Origin of the sequence: Halorubrum yunnanense, assembly GCF_026586675.1 — an archaeon.
GTDB classification, from domain to species: Archaea; Halobacteriota; Halobacteria; order Halobacteriales; family Haloferacaceae; genus Halorubrum; species Halorubrum yunnanense.
Genome location: NZ_JAODIX010000026.1, coordinates 1 through 4,566 on the forward strand (window position 1 = coordinate 1; position 4,566 = coordinate 4,566).

Here is a 4,566-nt window from a genome sequence, read left to right on the forward strand (position 1 = left end):
AGCAGAAACTGCTGACGAGTGGCTCAGATCGTTCGCTTTCGCATGGAATCAGCTTATCTGAACACTACGGACTGAAAGGACATTGGGCGGGTCAGGGGGGGAGTCGCGAGGAGCGCCGCAGCGACGGGCCGGCGGGCGTCTCAGACCCGCGTCAGCCTGGCGTCCAGACAGACGTTGTACTCGTGGGGCGCGTACGACCTGACGATGCGCTCGGTCTCGACGGTGACGTCGTACTCGCCGGCGGCGGCGTCGCGGATGGCCCGCGTTCCGGGACCGAACGGGTCCTCCTCGTGTTGAATGTCGTAGTAGTGGACCGCGCAGTCGTCGCCGGCCAGCGCGACCGCCGTGTCGAGGAACTCGTCGGCGGAGTGCGGGAGGTTCATGACGAGGCGGTCGGCCGTGTCGGTCGCGTCTTCGCCCGCGCCGCCGACGAGCTCCCGCACGTCGCCCGCGATCGGCGTCACGCGGTCGGCGACCCCGTTCCGGGCCGCGTTTTCGCGGAGGTACGCGACGGCGCGCTCGTTGAGGTCGCAGGCGACGACGTCGGCGCCGCGGGTCGCCGCGGGCACCGCGTAGGGGCCGACGCCGGCGAACATGTCGACGACGTCCTCGCCCGGCTCGACCTGCTCGATAACGCGGTGGCGCTCGGTGGCGAGCCGCGGCGAGAAGTACACCTCGGCGACGTTGAGCAGGAACTCGTGGCCGTACTCGCGGTGGACCGTCTCGGTGCCGTTCCCGGCCAGCACGTCCCACCGCCGAACGCGGAGCTCGCCCTCGATCGGCGACGCGCGGTTGAGCACCGTCTCGCAGGGGACGTCGGAGGCCATCACCGCGTCGGCGATCTCGCTGGCGCGCTCGTCGTCGTCCTCGTCGACGATGACGATGTCGCCGAGCCGCTCCAGCGAGGGGTCGTAGCCCAAGATCTCCGCGGGGGTCCGCGGGCGCTCGCGCTCGGCGGCGTCGTGCTCGACGGTCCTCGCGTCGAGGTCGGCGGGGACGGCCTCGGGGTCGACGACCGGGATGTAGATCGCGTCGCCGTCGACCGCGATCTCGTGGTCACCGTCGAGGAGACCGAGTTCGGCGAGGCGCTCGCGGACGGCCTCGCCGCGCTCGCGCTCGACCGCGACGCAGGGGACGCTCATTGTCGGGAGGAGGCGGAGCGAGCCATAAACGCTGACGCTTTCGACCGTCCGGAGTGCCGGGGTGTCGTCGTTGAACGTGCCCCCGTCGCCGTTGAAGGTGCCCTCGTCGCCGTCGGGTGCGACGCGCTCGCGGGAGCGACCCGTCTCAGTCGTCCGCGGACGCCTCCGGGCGGTATGCCTCGCTGATGCCCTTCCACTTCCCGGAGCGGAACCGCCAGTAGTTGATCGCGGCGGGGATCGTCGTCTCCGCGAGGAACGCCAGGTAGAGGCCCCACAGCCCGATCGCGGGGAGCGCGACCTCCGGGACCGTGAGCCCCGTCAGGGGCACGTCGATCGCTGGGGTCGCGTCGTTGGCGCCGACGTACGCGAGGGGGATCGAGACGCAGAACATCCCGAGGAACTGGCTCGCAAACGGGATCTTCGTGTCGCCGGCCGCGTCAAGCGGTCCCGCCGCGCCGCCCGAGACGCCCTGGAACACGACGGCGACGCAGGCCGCGTACACGAGCGTGACCGCGATGGGCACCTCCGGGCTCTCGGGGCCCTCGACGAACAGCACAACGATGTCGGTCGCGAAGACGGCCGTCAGCGCCGCGAAGACGACGTACGTCGCCACGGAGAAGCGGATGATGTCGCGGGCGTACGCCTCCGCCTCCGCGGGGTCCTCGCCGCCGAGCTCCTGCCCGACGAGGCTGGAGGAGGCGAGGCCGAACCCCCAGCCGGGCGCGTTCATGATCCCCCAGATGCGTCGGGCGATGACGAACGCGGCGACGGTGTTCTCGCCGAAGACGTCGAGGATGGCTAACATCGGGAACTCCGCGGCCGTCCACACGAGGTTTCGCGCACCGACCGGGACCCCGATCTCGACGAGGTCGCGGAGCATCTTCGGGTTCACGTACGACCCGAACGGGTCGATGGTGACCGGGAACTCGCCGATCAGCGGAGCACCCCCGCGGACGAGCCCGACGGTGAAGCCGGCGACCGCGACGACGTTCGAGAGGACGGTGCCGGCCGCGGCGCCCTCGACCCCCCAGCCGAGCCCGAAGATGAACAGCGCGCTCAGCGCGATGTTGGCGACCGCGCCGCCCGCGCGGACCCGCATCGCGGTGTAGGCGTCGTCGCACCCCACGAGCACGCGGCTCCCGACGAGGTTGAGCGCGGCGAACGGGACGCCGAGCCCGACGACGCGGAGGTAGTCGGCCCCGAGCGCGATCGCCCGCTCGTTGCTGCTCAGAGCGTCGATGAAGGCCGGAGCGAACAGCCAGAACGCGGCCGACACCGGGAGCGTGACGACCACGACTAAGAGCACGCTCGACCGCACCGCGTCCCCGAGTTCGACGTGGGCCCCGGCGCCGTACCGCTGGGAGACGAGGGCGATGGTGCCGCCGGCGACGCCGCCGCCCAGCGCGAACGCGAGCCCCCAGTACGGGCCGGCGAACCCGACGCCGGCGACCGCGCTGGTGCCGACCGCGACGCCGACCATCGCGACGTCGACGGCGTTCTTCGACATCCGGGCGATCCCCGTGACGATCCGCGGCCACGCCAGGTCTGTCGTCCGGACCACGCGGTGGCGGTCGATCAGTCCCGCCCTCGCGAGGGCGAAGCCGATGTAGAGGATCAGCGCGCGGAAGGGGTTCGGAAGGCGAGCCACGGCGGGCACGGGGCTTTCCCGGTCGGCGCTAAAGGGATTTCGTCACGCGGCGGGGGTTTCCGGATCGGGCGATGACGGAGACGGTGACTGAGGGAAAAACGCCGAGGCTCAGGCGCCCGACACGAGGTACACCGACGCGGCGGCGAGGACGATCCCGAGCGCCTTCCGGGCCGTAAACGACTCGCCGAGGAAGAGGAAGCCGATCACCGACGAGAAGACGAGGAACATCGAGAAGATCGGCGTCACGACGCTCACCGGGCCCAGCGCGAGCGACCGGTACAGCGCGAGGATGCCGATGCCGAGGAACACCCCGGCCGCGAGCACGTGGAGGATCTTCGGCGACCCGAGATGGGTGACGAACCCCTGTCCGCTGTACGCGAGTACGCCAACGGCAATGCAGATGAGCAGCGTGTTCGAGACCACGACGGCGACGTCGCTCGGGATCGCGTCCGGGCCGGTGGTCGCGACGCGCATCAGCGGGGCGACGAGCGCGTACGCGCCCATCGCGAGGAGCGCGTAGGGGAGATAGGTGGCGTCCATACCGGCGGATCGGGCGGGAGGAACTAGTGCCTACCGACCTACGTCGGGGCGCTCTCCCCACCGACCCGCCCACGAGCCCTCCGAACCGCCGCCGTCGACCCGGGAGCCCCCACTCCGCGATCCACGGGGCAACCCCGCAGCGCTCTGAGGGCGTCCGCGCGCCGCGCGACGGGACCTTCAGTACGCTTTTGAGGCGAGCGGTCGATGTCCCACGTATGGACGGAACCTTCGATCACACGATGATCCGCGTCGAGGACCTCGAGGAGAGCCTCGACTGGTATCAGACCCACCTGAACTACGAGGAGAAGGGCCGCTGGGAGGCGGAGACGTTCACCAACGTCTACCTCGGCCCCGAGGACGTCCACGAGGACGGCGCGCTCCTGGAGCTCACCTACAACCACGGCGACCACACCTACGAGATCGGCGACGCGTGGGGTCACATCGCCGTGCGCGTCCCCGAGGACGCCCTCCAGGAGTCGTACGACCAGCTGATGGACGAGGGCGTCGAAGACTACCGCGACCCCGAGTCCTGTGGCAACCGCTACGCGTTCGTGACGGACCCCGACGGCCACGAGATCGAGATCGTCAAGCGCGACTTCGGCGAGAAGTGGAGCATCGACCACACGATGATCCGCGTCGAGGACGCCGACGAGGCGCTCGGCTACTGGACCCGCAAGTTCGAGTACACCGAGGTGCCCGGCCGGTGGGAGGCCGACAGCTTCTCGAACTACTTCATGGCCCCCGAGGACGCCCCGCAAGAGGCGATGAAGCTGGAGCTAACCTACAACTACGACGGCCGCGAGTACACGATGGGCGACGCGTGGGGGCACGTCTGCGTCCGCGTCGACGACCTCGACGACGCGTGGGACGACCTCATGACCCGCGAGGCGACGGACTACCGCGATCCCGAGTCGTGCGACCACAACTACGCGTTCACCAAAGACCAGGACGGCCACGAGATCGAGCTGCTCGTTCGCGAGTAGGTCCCACAGTCTCCGATCCTGGCACCTCTACGCCGTCGAAAGTCTGACTAGCGGAGTTTTAGGGTCGAACACGGTCGAGACGGCCAAACCGACGACCGACTTCGGGTGTGCGCGTTGCGGATCCGCGGTGACGAAGCGATCACACGACCGTGGGCGATAGCGCCGTTTGTTTATAAATGCCGTGCGGTGGCGCGTGCCGACGAGCGGCCATCGGCCGCGAGGACGCACGCGCGAGGGAGCCCGCGACGGCGTT

General features: G+C 69.8%; 4 protein-coding genes. 1 reads left to right on the top strand and 3 read right to left on the bottom strand.

Annotated elements, in window-relative coordinates:
* Nucleotides 1-140: 140 nt before the first annotated feature.
* The 3 genes from N5096_RS05605 to N5096_RS05615 form a co-directional block, all read right to left on the bottom strand.
* Nucleotides 141-1,142 carry a class I SAM-dependent methyltransferase gene (locus N5096_RS05605; RefSeq protein ID WP_267663341.1) on the bottom strand — a complete coding sequence of 334 codons (1,002 nt, stop codon included), beginning with the start codon at nt 1,140-1,142 and terminating at the stop codon, nt 141-143.
* A gap of 145 nt (nt 1,143-1,287) precedes the next feature.
* Nucleotides 1,288-2,790, bottom strand: coding sequence for an MATE family efflux transporter (locus N5096_RS05610; RefSeq protein WP_267663342.1), 1,503 nt, complete (start codon nt 2,788-2,790; stop codon nt 1,288-1,290).
* 108 nt (nt 2,791-2,898) lie between these two features.
* Nucleotides 2,899-3,330, bottom strand: coding sequence for an EamA family transporter (locus N5096_RS05615; RefSeq protein WP_267663343.1), 432 nt, complete (start codon nt 3,328-3,330; stop codon nt 2,899-2,901).
* Nucleotides 3,331-3,545: 215 nt separating this feature from the next.
* On the opposite strand from N5096_RS05615, the gene N5096_RS05620 reads away from it, so the two are divergent.
* Nucleotides 3,546-4,313, top strand: a complete 768-nt coding sequence (locus tag N5096_RS05620; RefSeq protein ID WP_267663344.1) for a VOC family protein — start codon at nt 3,546-3,548, stop codon at nt 4,311-4,313.
* The last annotated feature ends 253 nt before the right edge of the window (nt 4,314-4,566 follow it).

What these genes read in the sequence shown, in the direction of transcription:
- N5096_RS05605 (WP_267663341.1), bottom strand. Translation starts at nt 1,142, where the DNA reads ATGAGCGTCCCCTGCGTCGCGGTCGAGCGCGAGCGCGGCGAGGCCGTC.
- N5096_RS05615 (WP_267663343.1), bottom strand. Translation starts at nt 3,330, where the DNA reads ATGGACGCCACCTATCTCCCCTACGCGCTCCTCGCGATGGGCGCGTAC.
- N5096_RS05620 (WP_267663344.1), top strand. Translation starts at nt 3,546, where the DNA reads ATGGACGGAACCTTCGATCACACGATGATCCGCGTCGAGGACCTCGAG.